8 protein-coding genes, 1 tRNA gene and 1 rRNA gene are annotated in these 16770 nt (G+C 71.1%); 9 read left to right on the top strand and 1 reads right to left on the bottom strand.

What is annotated here, in order from left to right; translation table 11 throughout:
• Positions 1 to 148 precede the first annotated feature (148 nt).
• Positions 149 to 265: ribosomal RNA gene (rrf, locus tag ACFY7C_RS08870) — 5S ribosomal RNA — on the top strand.
• 5 nt (positions 266 to 270) lie between these two features.
• A tRNA-Thr gene (locus ACFY7C_RS08865) sits at positions 271 to 343 on the top strand.
• Positions 344 to 443: 100 nt separating this feature from the next.
• Here the strand turns inward: ACFY7C_RS08865 and ACFY7C_RS08860 are convergent.
• A complete protein-coding gene (locus tag ACFY7C_RS08860) occupies positions 444 to 3095 on the bottom strand; it encodes a SpoIIE family protein phosphatase (RefSeq protein WP_389645825.1) in 2652 nt (883 codons plus the stop codon).
• A gap of 267 nt (positions 3096 to 3362) precedes the next feature.
• Between ACFY7C_RS08860 and ACFY7C_RS08855 the strand changes: the two genes are divergently transcribed.
• The 7 genes from ACFY7C_RS08855 to ACFY7C_RS08825 all read left to right on the top strand — a co-directional run bounded on the left by ACFY7C_RS08855 (position 3363) and on the right by ACFY7C_RS08825 (position 16715).
• Positions 3363 to 8828: a HAMP domain-containing protein gene (locus ACFY7C_RS08855; protein WP_389645822.1), complete on the top strand. Its 5466-nt coding sequence runs from the start codon at positions 3363 to 3365 to the stop codon at positions 8826 to 8828.
• A gap of 275 nt (positions 8829 to 9103) precedes the next feature.
• A complete protein-coding gene (locus ACFY7C_RS08850) occupies positions 9104 to 9778 on the top strand; it encodes a two-component system response regulator (RefSeq protein WP_389645819.1) in 675 nt (224 codons plus the stop codon).
• A 155-nt stretch (positions 9779 to 9933) separates the two neighbouring features.
• The gene (locus ACFY7C_RS08845) at positions 9934 to 12765 is read left to right on the top strand and encodes a DNA translocase FtsK (RefSeq protein ID WP_389645816.1); all 2832 of its coding nucleotides are present in this window, start codon (positions 9934 to 9936) and stop codon (positions 12763 to 12765) included.
• Positions 12766 to 12990: 225 nt separating this feature from the next.
• Positions 12991 to 13827, top strand: a complete 837-nt coding sequence (locus tag ACFY7C_RS08840; protein ID WP_389645813.1) for a helix-turn-helix domain-containing protein — start codon at positions 12991 to 12993, stop codon at positions 13825 to 13827.
• A 103-nt stretch (positions 13828 to 13930) separates the two neighbouring features.
• Positions 13931 to 15493 (top strand): 30S ribosomal protein S12 methylthiotransferase RimO, encoded by a 1563-nt coding sequence (gene rimO, locus ACFY7C_RS08835; protein WP_389645811.1) that lies wholly within the window; start codon positions 13931 to 13933, stop codon positions 15491 to 15493.
• Positions 15490 to 16176, top strand: coding sequence for a CDP-diacylglycerol--glycerol-3-phosphate 3-phosphatidyltransferase (pgsA, locus tag ACFY7C_RS08830; protein WP_389645809.1), 687 nt, complete (start codon positions 15490 to 15492; stop codon positions 16174 to 16176). Before rimO ends, pgsA begins: the two co-directional genes overlap by 4 nt.
• On the top strand, positions 16173 to 16715 hold the full coding sequence (locus tag ACFY7C_RS08825; RefSeq protein ID WP_389645807.1) for a CinA family protein: 543 nt from the start codon (positions 16173 to 16175) through the stop codon (positions 16713 to 16715). The genes pgsA and ACFY7C_RS08825 overlap by 4 nt, the downstream gene beginning before the upstream one ends.
• Positions 16716 to 16770: the final 55 nt, after the last annotated feature.

The raw sequence follows: 16770 nt of genomic DNA, 5'->3' as shown, positions 1-16770 counted from the left end.
CGGATGTGGAAGCCCAGTAATGGGTGGAGCTGACCGGTACTAATAGGCCGAGGGCTTGTCCTCAGTTGCTCGCGTCCACTGTGTTAGTTCTGAAGTAACGAACACGCCCCCCACTTGGTCGGGGTGCGGCGGTTCAACTTCATAGTGTTTCGGTGGTCATAGCGTTAGGGAAACGCCCGGTTACATTCCGAACCCGGAAGCTAAGCCTTTCAGCGCCGATGGTACTGCAGGGGGGACCCTGTGGGAGAGTAGGACACCGCCGAACAACCCGCCCTTTTAGCTCAGTCGGCAGAGCGTCTCCATGGTAAGGAGAAGGTCAACGGTTCGATTCCGTTAAAGGGCTCAGAGAAAAGGCCCCCGCCTGATGGCGGGGGCCTTTTTGCGTTCCCGGGACGGTGAACGGGGAAGCCGGCCCCCGAAGAGGGGCCGGCTGCCGCGTGGGATCACTGGTGGTGGGGCTCCGGGATGCGCAGGGCCAGGATGGCCATGTCGTCGGAGGCGGGCTCCTGGGCGAAGCGCTCGACCGCGCGCAGGACGCGGGAGGCGACGGCGCCGGCCGTCAGGCCCGTACACGTCCTGAGGACCTCGGTGAGGCCGTCGTCGCCCAGCATGCGCGTGCCCTCGCGGCGCTCCGTCACGCCGTCCGTGACGCACAGCAGGACGTCACCCGGGTCCAGGGTGACCGTCTGCTCGTAGAGCTCCAGGTCGTCCATGACGCCCAGCAGGGGCTGCGGGTCGGCGGCCGGGCGGACCGTGCCGTCCTGGCTCAGCCGGAGCGGCAGGGGATGCCCGGCGCACACCACCTTCAGGAGAGCGGAGCCGTCCTCCTGCGGGCGCATCTCGCCGTACAGCAGGGTCAGGAAGCGGCTGCGGGCGCCCTCGTCGAGGATCGCCGCGTTCAGGCGCTCCAGGACCGCGGGGCCACCGAAGCCCTCCCGGGCGAGGAGGCGCAGGGCGTGGCGGGCCAGGCCCGTCACGGCGGCGGCCTCCGGACCCGTACCGCAGACGTCGCCGATGGCGAAGCCGTAGGCGCCGTCGCGGATGGGGAACAGGTCGTAGAAGTCGCCGCCGACCTCGTTGCCCTCGCCGGCCGCGCGGTAGATGACGTCGACCTCGACGCCGGGGATGTCCGGCAGGCCGGGCGGCAGGAGACTGCGCTGGAGCGAGCGGCTGATGGCCGTGCGTTCCGAGTAGAGGCGGGCGTTGTCGAGGGCCAGGGCGGCTCGGCGGGAGAGGTCCTCGGCGAGCTCCAGGATCTCCTGGCGGAAGTGGTCGTCGGTGGGCTTGCCCAGGGTGAGCATGCCGATGACGCGGTTGCGGGCGACGAGCGGGAGGACCACGGTCTCGCCGCCGACGGCCGCGGCGGTCGACAGGGTGGTGCCGATGCCCGAGGAGACGGGTCGGGCGGCGCCGTCCAGCTCGCGCATGGAGGCGCTGAGCGCGGCGCGGTGGGCGGCCTCTCCGGGCGCCGTCCAGACGCGGGCGCCGGGAGTGGGCACCGGGTCGGGCGGCGCGATGGAGGACAGCAGGTCCTTCAGGCCGTCGATGAGGTCCTCGTCCTCGTGGAGGACGAAGGAGAGGTACGGGTCGGAGGCCTGGTCGGCGATCGTGTAGACGGCGCACCAGGTGGCCAGGGTGGGGACCGTCATCTGGGCCATGAGGGCCAGGGTCTGGTCGCGGTCGAGGGTGCCGGCCAGGAGGTCGGAGGCCTCGACGAGGAAGCTGAGGGAGCCGCGGCGGAGCCGTTCGAGCTCGCCGAGGCGGGCCGATTCGACGGCCAGGGCGATGCGGTCGGCGGCGAACTGGAGGCGCAGGGCCTCTTCGTTGGAGTAGCGGTTGGCGGTCTCGGCGGCGACGCCGAGGGAGCCGGTGAGCCGGCCCTCGACCTTGAGGGGCACGGTGACGACCGAGCGCATGCCGGTGCCTTCGAGGAGGGGAACGGCGCCGGGGACGGCGGCGAGGTCCTCGTGCACGGCGGGCATGCGGGCGGAGCCGTAGCGGCTGGCGCCGGTCTCGACGGGGACGCGGGCGAAGCGCTGGCGGGCGGAGGGCAGGCCCGTGGTGGCCCGTACCTCCAGTTCGGTCTCGTCGTCGGTGGCGAGGAGCAGGAAGGCGGAGTCGCCGTCGAGCATGTCGCGGGCGCGTTCGACCGTGCGCTGAAGGAGGCCGTCGAGGTCGTCGGGGGCCGGGGAGCCGATGAAGACCTCGAAGGGGTCGGCGGCGTTCCGGTTCTCGGATCCGGTCTCGGTGGCGGTGGGGCGCTGTGGGGTCTGCAGGACGGCGCGCTCGTGTTCCCGTACGAGGAGGCAGACGGTGGAGGGCTCGCCCTGGGCGTCGCGGACGCGCAGGTGGGAGCCGTACACGGGGATGACGCGGCCGTCGGCGCAGCGGATGCCGTAGCTGCCCTCCCAGCGGGAGAGGCGCAGGGCCTCGGCGAGGCCGGTGCCGATGCCGGGTGTGTGGGGCCAGGCGGCGAGGTCGCCGAGGGGTTTGCCGGTGACCTGCTCGGAGCCGTATCCGAAGAGGTCCTCGGCGTCCTCGTTCCAGGCGGCGATGGCGCCGGCGGCGTCGAGCTGCACGACGGCGACGCGGACGCGGCTCTCGGCGAGGGGGAGGAGCGGGTCGGGCAGGACGGGGCCGGCGGAGCGGGTGCCGACGGGCCGCTCGGGGAGGTCGAGGTGGAACCAGACGTGTTTGCGGGTGGGGCTGTAGTCGACGCCCCAGCGGGTGGCGAGGGCGGCGCAGAGCAGGAGGCCCCGGCCGTTCTCGCGGTCGGGGCTGCCCATGGACCGTCCGTGCTGGACGGGGATCTCACGCTCGGGGTAACGGTCGGCGACTTCGATGCGGACGCCGTCGTCGCCGCGCAGGCACAGGACGTCTGCGGCGGTGCCGGCGTGGATGACGGCGTTGGTGACGAGTTCGCTGGTCAGGACGACGGCGTCGTCGACGACCTCGGAGTAGCCCCAGCCCTGGAGGGTGTCCCGGACGAAGGCGCGGGCGGTCGCGACGGACCGCCCGACGGGTTCAAAACTGGCAGCCGCCCGCGCGGTGATCACTGAACTCCTCGTACGCGTCTCGACGCCCGGCTCTGCCATGGTCGGTCTGCCCCTCCCCGCTGTCCGTGCTCTCTTCGCGCCGTGCCGCCCCCGCCGGGCGGCCCGGGGCGGTTGGACAGTCGGATGCCAGGTTACTTACCTTCGCTGTCCCGGCGGATGCCGGTCACCGCTGTTTGCGTCCCTCGGACGTGGGGACGTTGTGCGAAGCTGCCGAACTGTTATGGCCTGGTTCGGACACGGTGAAACACTGGGCAGTCTGGTAGCGAGAGACCGATCGGTACGGTCGACCCCTTCGGGAGGGACACGGTGGAGTCTGGCACGACGACGCGACGCGGTGGCGGTTCGCGGGCGAAGGGCGGCGGCCGTTCCCGGGGCGGGGGCACGGTGCAGGTGGACGCTGCGGCCCTGCATCGGCTGCTGGCCGCTCTGGTGTCGATGCGGGACGGGAACTTCCGCAAGCGGCTGACGGTGTCCGGCGACGGGGTGATGGCGGAGATCGCGGCCGTCTACAACGAGGTCGCGGACCGGCAGACGCATCTGACCGGGGAGCTGTCGCGGGTGCGCCGGGTGGTGGGCCGCGAGGGCAAGCTGTCGGAGCGGCTCGAGACCGGGGCGGCCGAGGGCGCCTGGGCGGCGGCCATCGACGCGGCCAACGCGCTGGTGGACGAGCTGGCGCGGCCGGTGTCCGAGGTGGGCCGGGTGCTGTCGGCGGTGGCCGAGGGCGATCTGGGGCAGCGGATGGAGCTGCGCTCGGAGGGTACGGACGGGACGACGCGGCCGCTGCGGGGCGAGTTCCTGAAGGTCGCGCGGACCGTGAACAACCTGGTCGATCAGCTGTCGGTGTTCGCGGACGAGGTGACCCGGGTCGCTCTGGAGGTGGGCACGGAGGGCATTCTGGGCGGCCAGGCCCAGGTGCGCGGAATGTCCGGTTCGTGGAAGGATCTCACGGACTCGGTGAACACCATGGCGAACCGGCTGACGGCGCAGGTGCGGGACATCGCGCTGGTCACGACGGCGGTGGCGAACGGTGATCTGTCGCAGAAGGTCACGGCGAACGTGGCCGGCGAGATGCTGGAGCTGAAGAACACCGTCAACCGGATGGTGGACCAGCTGTCCTCGTTCTCGTCCGAGGTGACCCGGGTGGCCCGTGAGGTGGGCACGGAGGGCGAGCTGGGCGGTCAGGCCGAGGTGGCCGGGGTCGCCGGTGTGTGGAAGGACCTCACCGATTCCGTCAACACGATGGCGGGAAATCTCACCAATCAGGTGAGGGGTATCGCGGAGGTCACCATGGCGGTGGCCAACGGTGATCTGTCGCAGAAGGTGCGGGTGTCGGCGCGCGGTGAGATCGCGCAGCTCGCGGACACCATCAACCAGATGACGGAGACGCTGCGGACCTTCGCGGACGAGGTGACCCGGGTGTCCGGCGAGGTCGGCGCGCAGGGTCTGCTGGGCGGCCAGGCGCAGGTGCCGGGTGCGGCGGGTACGTGGAAGGACCTGACCGACTCGGTCAACACCGTCTTCCGGAACATCACCACGCAGGTGCGGGACATCGCGCAGGTGACGACGGCGGTGGCGAACGGTGATCTGTCGCAGAAGGTCACGGTGGACGTGGCCGGCGAGATGCTGGAGCTGAAGAACACCGTCAACACGATGGTCGACCAGCTCTCGGCGTTCGGTTCCGAGGTGACCCGGGTGGCGCGGGAGGTCGGCGTCGAGGGTCTGCTCGGCGGCCAGGCCGAGGTGCCGGGTGCGGCGGGTACGTGGAAGGACCTGACCGATTCGGTGAACACGGCGTTCCGCAACCTCACCGGCCAGGTGCGGGACATCGCGCAGGTGACGACGGCGGTCGCGAACGGTGATCTGTCGCAGAAGGTCACGGTGGACGTGGCCGGCGAGATGCTGGAGCTGAAGAACACCGTCAACACGATGGTGTCGCAGCTGTCGTCGTTCGCCGACCAGGTCACGCGGATGGCCCGGGACGTGGGCACGGAGGGCCGCCTCGGCGGTCAGGCCCGGGTGGACGGCGTGTCGGGGCGGTGGCGGGAGCTCACCGACTCGGTGAACTTCATGGCCGGCAACCTGACCTCGCAGGTGCGGCAGATCGCCCAGGTGACCACGGCCGTGGCGCGGGGTGACCTGTCGCAGAAGATCGACGTGGACGCCCGGGGCGAGATCCTGGAGCTGAAGAACACCATCAACACGATGGTCGACCAGCTGTCCGCGTTCGCCGACCAGGTGACCCGGGTGGCCCGTGAGGTGGGCACCGACGGGCGGCTCGGCGGTCAGGCGCAGGTGCCGGGCGTCGCCGGTGTGTGGCGGGATCTGACCGACTCGGTGAACGGCATGGCCGGGAACCTGACGGCGCAGGTGCGCAACATCGCGCAGGTGGCCACCGCGGTGGCGCGGGGTGACCTGTCGCAGAAGATCGACGTGGACGCGCGCGGCGAGATCCTGGAGCTGAAGAACACCCTCAACACGATGGTGGACCAGCTGTCCAGCTTCGCGGACCAGGTGACGAGGGTGGCCCGCGAGGTGGGCACGGAGGGCATCCTGGGCGGTCAGGCCGAGGTGCAGGGGGTCTCCGGCACTTGGAAGGACCTGACCCAGTCCGTGAACTCGATGGCGAACAACCTGACCTTCCAGGTCCGTAACATCGCCGAGGTCACCACGGCGGTGGCGCGCGGCGATCTGTCGAAGAAGATCACCGTCGACGCCAAGGGCGAGATCCTGGAGCTGGTGACGACCGTCAACACGATGGTGGACCAGCTGTCGAACTTCGCCGACGAGGTGACGAGGGTGGCCCGCGAGGTGGGCACCGAGGGCATCCTCGGCGGTCAGGCCCGGGTGCGCGGGGTGACCGGCATCTGGAAGGACCTGAGTGACAACGTCAACCTGATGGCCAACAACCTGACCAGTCAGGTGCGGAACATCTCCCGGGTGTCCGCGGCGGTCGCCAACGGCGACCTGACGAAGAAGGTCACCGTCGAGGCGCGCGGCGAGGTCGCCGAGCTCGCCGACACCGTGAACACGATGGTGACGACGCTGTCGTCGTTCGCCGACGAGGTCACGCGGGTGGCGCGTGAGGTGGGCACCGACGGCATCCTGGGCGGTCAGGCGCGGGTGCCGGGCGTCTCGGGCACCTGGAAGGACCTGACCGATTCGGTGAACGGCATGGCCGACAACCTGACCGGTCAGGTGCGGCAGATCGCCGCGGTCACCACGGCCATCGCCAAGGGCGATCTCACCAAGAAGATCGACATCGACGCCCGGGGCGAGATCCAGGAGTTGAAGAGCACCATCAACACGATGGTCGACCAGCTGTCGAACTTCGCCGAGGAGGTCACGCGCGTGGCCCGCGAGGTGGGCACGGACGGGCAGCTGGGCGGTCAGGCGCGGGTCCGGGACGTGGACGGCACCTGGCGGGACCTGACGGAGTCGGTGAACGAGATGGCCGGGAACCTGACCCGGCAGGTGCGCGCGATCGCGGCCGTCGCCACGGCGGTGACCCGGGGCGATCTCAACCTCAAGATCGACGGTGTCGACGCGGCGGGCGAGATCCAGGCCCTCCAGGAGAACATCAACACCATGATCGCCAACCTGCGGGACACCACCCTCGCCAACGAGGAGCAGGACTGGCTGAAGGGCAACCTGGCCCGCATCTCCGGTCTGATGCAGGGCCGCCGGGACCTCGACGACGTGGCCTCGCTCATCATGAGCGAGCTGACGCCGGTGGTCTCCGCGCAGCACGGCGCCTTCTTCGTGGCGATGCCGACCGGTTCCGCCAACAGCGACGGCGAACCGCTGGGCGAGGGCGAGGGCTCGTACGAGCTGCGGATGCGCGGCAGTTACGGCTACTCCGCCGGTTCCATGCCGACCTCGTTCCGGCCGGGCGAGACGCTCATCGGGACGGCCGCGGAGGAGAAGCGGACCATCCAGGTCAACGTGCCGCCGGGCTATCTGAAGATCTCCTCCGGGCTCGGCGAGGCCGCGCCGGCGCATGTGATCGTGCTGCCGGTGCTGTTCGAGGGCCGCGTCCTCGGAGTGATCGAGCTGGCCTCCTTCCAGCCGTTCACGCAGATCCAGCGGGACTTCCTCAACCAGATCGCGGAGCTGATCGCGACCACGGTCAACACCATCAGCGTCAACACCCGGACCGAGGTGCTGCTCCAGCAGTCGCAGGAGCTCACCGAGCAGCTGCGGGAGCGTTCGGCGGAGCTGGAGCACCGGCAGAAGGAGCTGCAGAACTCCAACGCCGAACTGGAGGAGAAGGCCGAGCTGCTGGCCCGTCAGAACCGGGACATCGAGGTGAAGAACACCGAGATCGAGGAGGCCCGGCAGGTCCTGGAGGAGCGCGCCGAGCAGCTCGCCGTCTCCATGCGCTACAAGTCCGAGTTCCTGGCCAACATGTCGCACGAGCTGCGCACCCCGCTCAACTCGCTGCTGATCCTGGCCAAGTTGCTCGCCGACAACGCGGACACCAATCTGACGCCCAAGCAGGTCGAGTTCGCCGAGACCATCCACGGGGCCGGCTCCGACCTGCTCCAGCTGATCAACGACATCCTGGACCTGTCGAAGGTCGAGGCGGGCAAGATGGACGTCTCGCCCACCCGGATCGCGCTGGTGCAGCTGGTCGACTACGTGGAGGCCACCTTCCGGCCGCTGACCGCGGAGAAGGGTCTGGACTTCTCGGTGCGGGTCTCGCCCGAGCTGCCCGCCACCCTGCACACCGACGAGCAGCGGCTGCTCCAGGTGCTGCGCAACCTGCTGTCGAACGCGGTGAAGTTCACCGACACGGGCGCCGTGGAGCTGGTGATCCGGCCGGCGGGCGCCGACGTGCCGCAGTCGATCCGGGAGCAGCTCCTGGAGGCGGGGACGCTGCGCGATCCGGAGGCCGAGATGATCGCGTTCTCGGTGACCGACACCGGCATCGGCATCGCGGCCGGCAAGATGCGGGTCATCTTCGAGGCGTTCAAGCAGGCCGACGGCACCACCAGCCGCAAGTACGGCGGTACGGGCCTCGGCCTGTCGATCAGCCGGGAGATCGCCCGCCTGCTCGGTGGCGAGATCTACGCGGCGAGCGAGCCGGGCCGCGGCTCGACGTTCACCCTGTACCTGCCGCTGAGCCCCAGCGAGCCCGCGCTCTCGGGTCAGGGTGCCGAGCAGCAGGACCCGGAGGACCGCCTCGCCCAGGAGCAGGAGATCGCCGAGGGGCTGGTGCACTTCGCACCCGCACCGGTGCGCACGGAGGTCAGGTCCGGGGCCGGCGCGCTGTTCCGGCACCGCCGCAAGACGGTGGAGCAGCGGGCGCAGGTGCCCGGGCAGCCCGGCAAGGACGGCCAGGGGGCGGCCGAGGAGCGGCCGGAGCCGGATCCGCGTCCGACGTTCTCGTTCGCGGGCGAGAAGGTGCTGATCGTCGACGACGACATCCGCAATGTCTTCGCGCTGACCAGCGTGCTCGAGCAGCACGGGCTGGCGGTGCTGTACGCGGAGAACGGCCGTGAGGGCATCGAGGTCCTGGAGCAGCACGACGACGTGTCGGTGGTGCTGATGGACATCATGATGCCGGAGATGGACGGGTACGCGACGACCACCGCGATCCGGCGGATGCCGCAGTTCGCGGGGTTGCCGATCGTCGCGCTGACGGCGAAGGCGATGAAGGGCGACCGGGAGAAGGCCATCGAGTCCGGGGCTTCGGACTACGTCACCAAGCCGGTCGACCCCGATCACCTGCTGACGGTGATGGAGCAGTGGATGCGGGGGGAGGGCCGCTGACCGAGATGCTCGCCGTCCGGCGGACCGCCGCCATGGGGGTGTGAGAGTCCGCCGGACGGGGAACCTTCTGGTCTCCCACCGCGTTCGACGTACGGGCACACGAGTGCGTGCTCTGTGACAATGCGGTGACAGGGTGTGGCGACGGGCGGGGTGCGGCTACGATGACCGGCACAAGGACGGACGGCGCATGGGAGTCGTCTTCTGGGGCGGCGCCCGGTGCTTCCCCCGGCTCGCAGAGCCTGAGGGAGCCAGTGCCGGGGCGAGGAGGACGGGGCATGGTGCAGAAGGCCAAGATCCTCCTGGTCGATGACCGGCCGGAGAATCTGCTGGCGCTGGAGGCCATTCTCTCCGCGCTCGATCAGACGCTGGTGCGGGCATCGTCCGGGGAGGAAGCGCTCAAGGCGCTGCTGACCGACGATTTCGCGGTCATCCTGCTGGATGTCCAGATGCCCGGCATGGACGGATTCGAGACGGCCGCGCACATCAAGCGGCGGGAGCGGACCCGGGACATCCCGATCATCTTCCTGACCGCCATCAACCACGGCCCCCACCACACCTTCCGGGGGTACGCGGCGGGCGCGGTCGACTACATCTCCAAGCCCTTCGACCCGTGGGTGCTGCGCGCCAAGGTCTCGGTATTCGTCGACCTGTACATGAAGAACTGCCAGCTCCGCGAGCAGGCCGCGCTGCTGCGCCTCCAGCTGGAGGGTGGGACGAACGGCGGTCAGGGCAGCCAGTCGGCGGGTCTGCTCGCCGAGCTGTCCGCCCGTCTCGCCGCGGTCGAGGAGCAGGCCGAGGCGCTGTCCAAGCAGCTCGACGACGACTCCGCCGACGCGGCCGCCGTCGCCACCGCCGCGCACCTGGAGCGCAAGCTCACCGGACTGCGCCGGGCGCTCGACGCGCTGGAGCCCGGCACGGGCGCCACGCCGTCCCTGCCCTCGCAGAGCTGACCGGAGCCGGCGGAGCCGACCGAGGTCGGCCGGAGCTGACGTTCGGTCACCCGGTCGGCGCCCGCCGTGAGCGGGCGTCAGTTCCGCGCTGTCGTACGAGCGACACGAACGGGTGAGCTGTATCCCCGGCGGTGTACACCGGTAACCTCAGCATCATGGCCTCACGTACGTCCGGCAAGGGTTCCCAGGGCACGGCGGGCACCGCGAAGCCGCGTGCCGGCCGTACGACCGGCACCGCGAAGAAGGCGGCGGTCGCGAAGTCCCCGGCCAAGCCTCCCGCGAAGAAGGCGCCGGCGAAGAAGGCCGCGCCCGCCAAGCGCGCCCCCGCGCGCAAGACCGCGGCGAAGAAGACCGCGCCCCGCCCCGCGCCGTCCCCGACCGGGGGCGTCTACCGGCTGGTGCGCGGCGTCTGGCTCGGCCTGGCCCACGCGGTGGGCGCGATGTTCCGGGGGATAGGGCGGGGCGCCAAGGGCCTCGACCCGGCCCACCGCAAGGACGGTCTCGCCCTGCTGCTGCTCGGCGTCGCCCTGATCGTCGCCGCCGGGACCTGGTCGAATCTGCGCGGGCCGGTCGGCGACCTGGTGGAGATGCTGGTCACCGGCGCCTTCGGGCGGCTCGATCTGCTCGTCCCGCTGCTGGTCGGCGCGATCGGCGTGCGGCTGATCCTGTATCCGGAGAAGCCGGAGGCCAACGGCCGGATCGTCATCGGTCTGTCCGCGCTGGTCGTCGGCGTGCTCGGGCAGGTCCACATCGCGTGCGGCTCGCCCGGCCGCGGCGACGGCACCGAGGCCATGCAGGACGCGGGCGGGCTCATCGGCTGGGCCGCATCCAAACCGCTCATCTTCATGATGGGCGAGGTCCTCGCGGTGCCGATGCTGGTGCTGCTCACGATCTTCGGTCTGCTCGTCGTCACCGCCACCCCCGTCAACGCCATCCCGCAGCGGCTGCGCGCCCTCGGCGCCCGGCTCGGCCTGGTCGAGGCGGAGTACGCGCCGGACGAGGCCGCCGGTCACGACGCGTACGGCGACGACTGGCGCGACGACGAGCCCCGGCCCGCACGCCCGGTCCGCCGCCGCGCCCCCGCCGCCGGCCAGGACTACGACCCGGACACGGCGGAGGCCGCCGCGCTGGACCGGCGCGGCCGCCGGCGCCGTACCCCGCCCGCGTCGGCCTTCGACACCGGCGGCCTCGACCCCGTCGACGTGGCCGCCGCCGCGGCCGCCGCCCTCGACGGCGCCGTCCTCAACGGCATGCCGCCCTCCCCGGTCGTCGCCGACCTGACCCGTGACGTCACCGCCGAGCGGGCCGCCGCCGTGGCCGCGGCCGCCGACGCGGTCCCCGACACCGCGCCCGCCCCGACCGCCCGGCCCTCCGCGCCGGTGCCCGGGGCGCGGGGCGCCGCCAAGGAGCGGCCTGGCGGCGCGCCCGGCGGGGGAGTGCCCGACCTGACGAAGCCGGCTCCCGAGCCCACCGACCTGCCCACGCGGGCCGAGCAGCTCCAGCTCTCCGGCGACATCACGTACGCCCTGCCGTCCATGGACCTGCTGGAGCGCGGCGGGCCCGGCAAGACCCGCAGCGCCGCCAACGACGCCATCGTCGAGGCGCTCACCACCGTCTTCGCCGAGTTCAAGGTCGACGCGGCCGTCACCGGCTTCACCCGCGGTCCGACGGTCACCCGCTACGAGGTGGAGCTCGGCCCGGCCGTCAAGGTCGAGAAGATCACCGCGCTCACCAAGAACATCGCGTACGCCGTGGCGAGCCCCGACGTGCGGATCATCTCGCCGATCCCGGGGAAGTCCGCGGTCGGCATCGAGATCCCGAACACCGACCGCGAGATGGTCAACCTCGGCGACGTGCTGCGCCTCGCCGAGGCGGCGGAGGACGACCATCCGATGCTGGTCGCGCTCGGCAAGGACGTCGAGGGCGGCTATGTGATGGCCAACCTGGCGAAGATGCCGCACATCCTGGTGGCCGGCGCCACCGGCTCCGGCAAGTCCTCGTGCATCAACTGCCTGATCACCTCGGTGATGATAAGGGCGACCCCGGAGGACGTCCGGATGGTCCTCGTCGACCCCAAGCGGGTCGAGCTCACCGCGTACGAGGGCATCCCGCACCTGATCACGCCGATCATCACCAACCCGAAGCGGGCCGCCGAGGCCCTGCAGTGGGTCGTGCGCGAGATGGACCTGCGCTACGACGACCTGGCCGCGTTCGGCTTCCGGCACATCGACGACTTCAACCAGGCGATCCGGGACGGCAAGGTGCAGCCGCCGCCGGGCAGCGAGCGCGAGCTCCAGCCCTACCCGTATCTGCTGGTGATCGTCGACGAGCTCGCCGACCTGATGATGGTCGCGCCCAGGGACGTCGAGGACGCGATCGTGCGCATCACCCAGTTGGCCCGCGCGGCCGGCATCCATCTGGTGCTGGCCACCCAGCGGCCCTCCGTGGACGTCGTCACCGGCCTGATCAAGGCGAACGTGCCCTCCCGGCTCGCCTTCGCCACCTCCTCGCTCGCCGACAGCCGGGTCATCCTCGACCAGCCCGGCGCCGAGAAGCTGATCGGCAAGGGCGACGGACTGTTCCTGCCGATGGGCGCGAACAAGCCGATCCGCATGCAGGGCGCCTTCGTCACCGAGCACGAGGTCGCGAGCGTCGTCCAGCACTGCAAGGATCAGATGGCGCCCGTCTTCCGGGACGACGTCACCGTCGGCACCAAGCAGAAGAAGGAGATCGACGAGGAGATCGGCGACGACCTCGACCTGCTGTGCCAGGCGGCCGAGCTGGTCGTCTCCACCCAGTTCGGCTCCACCTCGATGCTCCAGCGCAAACTGCGCGTCGGCTTCGCGAAGGCCGGCCGGCTGATGGACCTGATGGAGTCCCGCAACATCGTGGGACCGAGCGAGGGTTCGAAGGCGCGGGACGTGCTGGTCAAGCCGGACGAACTGGACGCGGTGCTCGCCGTGATCCGCGGGGAGGACGCCCCCTAGGGGGGCGGCGGGGGCGAGGGCTGCCGTAACGAGACCTGGCCGAGACTCACTCGTAAGGGAACGTGGGCAACCGTTTCCCTTGGGCGTACGTCAAGTTGGAGGGAGGGAAAGCATCATGTCCCAGCCTCATGGCGTACAAACGACGCCCGCCCGGTTGCCCCACCCTTTCGTACCACCCATAGACTGAACGTCCAGCAGGTGGCTACACGCTCGAAAGGCGCTCTCGTGTCCATCGGCAACTCCCCCGAATCCCCCGAGGACGACCGGAACTTCCCGGCAGATGACCGGGATTCGATCGGTCGCGCCCTCCAGCAGGCCCGTGTCGCCGCCGGTCTCACCGTCGAAGAGGTCAGTGCCTCCACCCGAGTGCGCGTCCCGATCGTGCACGCCATCGAGGAGGACGACTTCTCGCGCTGCGGCGGCGACGTCTACGCCCGCGGGCACGTCCGCACGCTCGCGCGCGCCGTCGGGCTCGATCCGGCACCGCTGGTCGAGCAGTACGACGCCGAGCACGGCGGCCGGCCCGCGCCCACCCCCGCCGCCCCCCTCTTCGAGGCGGAACGCATCCGCCCCGAGCCCCGCCGCCCCAACTGGACCGCCGCCATGGTCGCGGCCATCGTGGCCGTCGTCGGCTTCGTCGGCTTCACCATGTTCAGCGGGACCTCCGGACAGGCCGGTCCCGGCTCGGTGGCGGAGGGCCCCGCCCCGGCGACCAAGACCAGCGCCCCCGCCAAGCCCAAGCCCCAGAAGCCCGCCCCCCGGCCCGTGCCCTCCGACAGCGCCATCGCGGCGGTCCCGCAGGACAAGGTCACCGTCAAGCTGACCGCCACCGACGACAAGAGCTGGATCTCGGCCAAGGCCCACGACGGCAAGCTGCTCTTCGACGGCCTGCTCCTCGCCGGCGAGTCCAAGACCTTCCAGGACGACGAGCGCATCGATCTCATCCTCGGCAACGCCGGGCCGATCGAGCTCTACGTCAACGGGAAGAAGATCGAGGACTCCTTCGAGGCCGGGCAGGTCGAGCGCCTGTCGTACACGAAGGGCGACCCCCAGGCCGGCTGACCGCCCGGGCCCCGCACGGGGCCCGGCGACCGCACGTGACGACCGTCGCGCAGGTGAACCCTGCGCGACGGAGGTGCGTCCGGGACGAAGTAGTCTTGAGTCCATGCCCGAACGCCGTACCGTCGCCCTTGTCACTCTCGGCTGCGCCCGTAACGAGGTGGACTCGGAGGAGCTCGCAGGCCGCTTGGCAGCGGACGGCTGGGAGCTCGTCGAGAACGCCGAGGAAGCGGACGTCGCCGTCGTCAACACCTGCGGCTTCGTCGAAGCCGCGAAGAAGGACTCCGTCGACGCCCTCCTCGAAGCCAATGATCTGAAGGACCACGGCCGCACCCAGGCCGTCGTCGCCGTCGGCTGCATGGCCGAGCGCTACGGCAAGGAGCTCGCCGAGGCCCTGCCCGAGGCCGACGGCGTGCTCGGCTTCGACGACTACGCCGACATCTCCAACCGCCTCCAGACCATCCTCAGCGGTGGCAGCGTCGAGGCGCACACCCCGCGCGACCGGCGCAAGCTGCTGCCGCTGTCCCCGGTGGAGCGGCAGAAGGCCGCCGCCACGGTGGCGCTGCCCGGACACGGCGACGGGGCCGCTGAAGCCACCGCCGCCGCCGGGGCCCCCGCGGACGCGCCCGCCGCCGACCTGACGGATCTCCCCGAGGGCCTCGCGCCCGCCTCCGGGCCGCGCGCGCCGCTGCGCCGCCGCCTGGACACCAGCCCCGTCGCCTCCGTGAAGCTGGCCTCCGGCTGCGACCGGCGCTGCTCCTTCTGCGCCATCCCGTCCTTCCGCGGCTCCTTCGTCTCGCGCCGCCCCTCGGACGTGCTGAACGAGACGCGCTGGCTCGCCGAGCAGGGCGTGAAGGAGATCATGCTGGTCTCCGAGAACAACACCTCCTACGGCAAGGACCTCGGCGACATCCGCCTCCTCGAGAGCCTGCTGCCCGAGCTGGCGGCGGTCGACGGCATCGAGCGGGTCCGGGTCAGCTACCTCCAGCCCGCCGAGATGCGCCCCGGCCTGATCGACGTGCTCACCTCGGTCGAGAAGGTCGCCCCGTACTTCGACCTGTCCTTCCAGCACAGCGCGCCGGACGTGCTGCGGGCGATGCGCCGCTTCGGCGACACCGACCGGTTCCTGGAGCTCCTGGAGACCATCCGCTCCAAGGCCCCCACCGCCGGCGCCCGCTCCAACTTCATCGTCGGCTTCCCCGGCGAGACCGAGGCGGACTTCGCGGAGCTGGAACGCTTCGTCACGCACGCCCGCCTCGACGCCATCGGCGTCTTCGGCTACTCCGACGAGGACGGCACCGAGGCCGCCTCGTACGAGCACAAGCTCGCCCAGGACGTGGTCGACGAGCGTCTCGCCCACCTGTCCCGGCTCGCCGAGGAGCTCACCGCCCAGCGTGCGGAGGAGCGGATCGGCGAGACCCTGGAAGTACTGGTCGAGTCCTTCGACGAGGAGGAGGACGGCTGGATCGGCCGGGCCGCCCACCAGGCGCCCGAGACCGACGGCCAGGTGCTCCTCCCCGCGGACTCGGCGAAGGGCGCCGACCTCGCCCCGGGCCGTATGGTCAGGGCCGTGGTCGTCGCCACCGAGGGCGTCGACCTGGTGGCCGAGTGCCGCGCACCCCTGGGGAGCGACCCCCAGGCACCCGAGGCCGAGGAGGCGGGCAGATGACCGGAGTCCCGGCATCCGCGACGGGCGGGTCCGGAAGGCCGGCGCCGCGCGGCAAGCTGGGCGCGGCGGCCGTCAACCAGGCCAGCCTCTGGAACATCGCCAACATCCTCACCATGATGCGGCTCGTGCTCGTGCCCGGCTTCGTGGTGCTGCTGCTCCAGGACGGCGGACACGACCCCGCGTGGCGCGCCTGGGCCTGGGCCGCGTTCGCCGTGGCCATGATCACGGACATCTTCGACGGACATCTGGCCAGGGCGTACGACCTGGTCACCGACTTCGGGAAGATCGCCGACCCGATCGCCGACAAGGCGATCATGGCGTCGGGCCTGATCTGTCTGTCCGCCCTCGGTGACCTGCCGTGGTGGGTCACGGGGGTGATCCTCGCCCGCGAGCTCGGGATCACGCTGATGCGGTTCTGGGTGATCCGGCACGGGGTGATCCCGGCCAGCCGGGGCGGCAAGATGAAGACCCTCGCCCAGGGCACGGCGGTCGGCATGTACGTGCTGATGCTCACCGGTCCACTCGCCACCCTGCGCTTCTGGGTGATGGCGGTGGCCGTCGTGCTGACGGTCGTCACCGGTCTCGACTACGTGCGCCAGGCGGTCGTGCTGCGCCGCCGGGGGCTCGCGGAGGAGCGGGCGGCCGCGGCGGCGGAGACGGGTTCGGGGGCCGGCGCGCGATGAACGAGGCCGCCCGGGTCCTGGCGCTGCTCGCGGAGCGTGGTCACACGCTGGCCGTCGCGGAGTCCCTCACGGGCGGTCTGGTGGCCGCGGAGCTCACCGGGGTACCCGGTGCCTCCCAGTCCTTCCGCGGGTCCGTCACGGCCTACGCGACGCCCCTCAAGGAGCGGCTCCTCGGAGTCGACGGGACCCTTCTGGCGGAGCGCGGGGCGGTCGATCCCGAGGTCGCGCTGCAGATGGCGGCCGGTGTACGGGCCGGGCTCGGCGCCGACTGGGGCATCGCGACGACCGGTGTCGCGGGTCCCGAGCCGCAGGACGGGCAGCCGGTGGGGACCGTGTACGTGGCCGTCTCCGGGCCGTCGGACCGGGCCGGCGGCACCGCGGGGGCGGGGAAGGTCGCCGCGCTGCGGTTGAACGGCGATCGAGCGGAAATCCGTAGAGAGAGTGTACGGAGCGTGCTCGAATTGCTGTGTGAACTGCTCGCCGACGAACACTCGGAAAATGCGCGGGCACAGGATACGGAACAGAACGGGGGAGATTGATGTTTGCAGCCATGAGTGAACACGACATCGCTCCCCGCACGGCCGCGGCGCGAGG

This window comes from Streptomyces sp. NPDC012769 (assembly GCF_042901205.1).
Lineage (GTDB): Bacteria > Actinomycetota > Actinomycetes > Streptomycetales > Streptomycetaceae > Streptomyces.
This window is presented reverse-complemented; position numbering and strand designations above follow the sequence as displayed.

Bases quoted from the DNA above. Each gene is read 5' to 3' on its own strand.
- ACFY7C_RS08860 (WP_389645825.1), bottom strand. From the start codon at position 3,095: ATGGCAGAGCCGGGCGTCGAGACGCGTACGAGGAGTTCAGTGATCACC.
- ACFY7C_RS08850 (WP_389645819.1), top strand. From the start codon at position 9,104: ATGGTGCAGAAGGCCAAGATCCTCCTGGTCGATGACCGGCCGGAGAAT.
- ACFY7C_RS08845 (WP_389645816.1), top strand. From the start codon at position 9,934: ATGGCCTCACGTACGTCCGGCAAGGGTTCCCAGGGCACGGCGGGCACC.
- rimO (WP_389645811.1), top strand. From the start codon at position 13,931: ATGCCCGAACGCCGTACCGTCGCCCTTGTCACTCTCGGCTGCGCCCGT.
- pgsA (WP_389645809.1), top strand. From the start codon at position 15,490: ATGACCGGAGTCCCGGCATCCGCGACGGGCGGGTCCGGAAGGCCGGCG.
- ACFY7C_RS08825 (WP_389645807.1), top strand. From the start codon at position 16,173: ATGAACGAGGCCGCCCGGGTCCTGGCGCTGCTCGCGGAGCGTGGTCAC.